The following is a 1,617-nucleotide window of genomic DNA, read 5'->3' on the forward strand; positions in this document are numbered from 1 at the left end:
ATACAATTAAGATAGGCTTGACAGTTGTTATTGTGATAAACTTTAAGAAAAGTTTTTCGCAAAGGAGTATTTTACTGATGACAAGAGCTGAGAGAAGACAATTAAAAAAATCCGAGGGGAATCCTCTGGTTGAATTTTTAAAAGTACAGAAACATTTTTACAAAGACCTCTGGAGTGATTTTGCCGGAGTTCATGACCCAAGACATTCCAGCTACATCGACTACTCAAGTGATGTCATGCTAACTATGCCACTGATGAAAAATATTTGTGATATAAGAAGTATGCAGGAGATGTCTTCCACTTTTAATACGGAAGAATGCATAGCCAATACAGCGCTTATTACGGGTCAAAATGAACTAACCGAGCTACCTCATTATGTTACGGTAAATGATTTTTTAAGACGCCTTAATCCGGATGAGCTTTCTGCCATCCGCTCAAATATAATAAATGCCTTGATCAGAAAAAGGAGTTTTGAAAAGGCTCGTTTCTTGAGTAAATACTGGCTGATTATAGTAGATGCAACACAGCTTTACACCTTTCATAAAAAGAATGATGACCAGTGTCTCACCAGGACATTTACGAATAAAGAAACCGGTGAAAAAAACACACAATACTACCACAGTGTATTAGAGGCAAAAATTGTATTAGGGGAAGATTTGGTCGTAAGTATCGCAAGTGAATTTATTGAAAATGACGGGGTAGACGCGGAACGGCAGAAGAAAATGAGTGTGGAGGAAATAAAGCAGGACTGTGAGACAAAAGCATTTCAGCGGCTTGCGGTAAAGCTAAAGAAGGCATTTCCCAGGCTGGCGATTTGTATCATGGGTGATAGTCTGTATGCAAACGAAAAGGTATTTCAAATTTGTGAAGAGAATCAGTGGAACTATCTGATACGATTTAAAGACGGGAGTATCCCATCCGTAGCTGCTGAATTTCATTTATTAAAAGAGCGGGAAGTTCAAAATCAGAAGGAAGGGATCAAGTGGGTAAATGGAATAAGTTATAACAAACGTATGGTAACTGTCATGGAATTTATCTTTGAGAAAAAGAAAAAAGAAATGAAGTTTCAATGGATAACCAATGTTAAAGTGACTAAGACAAAGGCATTGTCGTTTGTAGAAACAGGGAGAATGCGTTGGAAAATAGAAAATGAAGGATTTAATATACAGAAAAATCTTCGATATGAAATAACACATGCAAACAGTAAAAATTATAATGCGCTTAAGAACCATTACCTGATAACACAGATAGCGGACATCGTCCTACAGCTTTATGAAAAAGGAATCCCAATCATAAAAGAGTTAAATAAGACAATAAAAAATATATCTTCCGATTTGTTAGCCAGCTTTGGTCGGCAACTAACAAGGGAAGATATATCCTACACACAGAAACGCACATCATTAAGCATTTTCCGATAGGAACAGTATACCAAAGGAAGTGATATCTGAAAAGAGTAAATTTCAAAAAAATAATTCACAGAAAGAATGGAAGTAGAATTCTTTTGGCCAAGGGTTGTGGATAAAACTTCTGAAAAAGCAGAAACAATTCCAATAATCCCCTTATTTATCCACAATAGGAATTATTGCAGAAATTAATGAAGTTTACCTTTCAGAGCTG

1 protein-coding gene is annotated in these 1,617 nt (G+C 36.0%); it reads left to right on the forward strand.

The window, feature by feature from the left end:
• Positions 1-1,418, forward strand: a 1,418-nt coding sequence (locus BUB77_RS29000) for a transposase (RefSeq protein WP_207650881.1), incomplete at its 5' end; no start/stop codon positions are given.
• Positions 1,419-1,617 lie beyond the last annotated feature (199 nt).

Source organism: Anaerocolumna jejuensis DSM 15929, from assembly GCF_900142215.1.
In the GTDB taxonomy this organism is placed as follows: Bacteria; Bacillota; Clostridia; order Lachnospirales; family Lachnospiraceae; genus Anaerocolumna; species Anaerocolumna jejuensis.